Annotated in this window: 1 rRNA gene; it reads left to right on the top strand. The window is 38.4% G+C overall.

From position 1 onward, the window contains the following. A 16S ribosomal RNA gene (locus AACW90_RS22970) occupies nt 1–116 on the top strand; the annotation flags it as partial. Between the last annotated feature and the right edge of the window lie 311 nt (nt 117–427).

Genomic DNA, 427 nt, shown 5'->3' with positions numbered 1-427 from the left:
CAAAAGAAGTAGGTAGTTTAACCTTCGGGGGGACGCTTACCACTTTGTGGTTCATGACTGGGGTGAAGTCGTAACAAGGTAGCCCTAGGGGAACCTGGGGCTGGATCACCTCCTTAAACGATGATTGACCATGATGAGTGTTCACACAAATTGACATAGGTTTAGAAGTTAAAAGAGAAAGGAATTGTACTTTCTAGTAAGCGAGATGATAAGTCTTCGCTGACAGAAGAGAGGTCTGCTGTCTAGTTCCGTACAACTCCACCATTTTTAAGTGTTTTTATCTCAGCTGAGATAAGAGTGTTTAAAAATGGTTTTTTTCTTTAAGTAGAATGAAATCTCGCTCTTTAACAATTTGGAAAGCTGACTGATAAGTTAATTGTTTTCACTTTTAAAAAGTGAAATAAAACGGCTCAAGCTGTGATTAATT

It is taken from the genome of Vibrio frigidus (genome assembly GCF_042465995.1).
Classification (GTDB): domain Bacteria; phylum Pseudomonadota; class Gammaproteobacteria; order Enterobacterales; family Vibrionaceae; genus Vibrio.
Note: the sequence above shows the minus strand (reverse complement) of the source record. Positions and strands in the feature narration are given on the sequence as shown.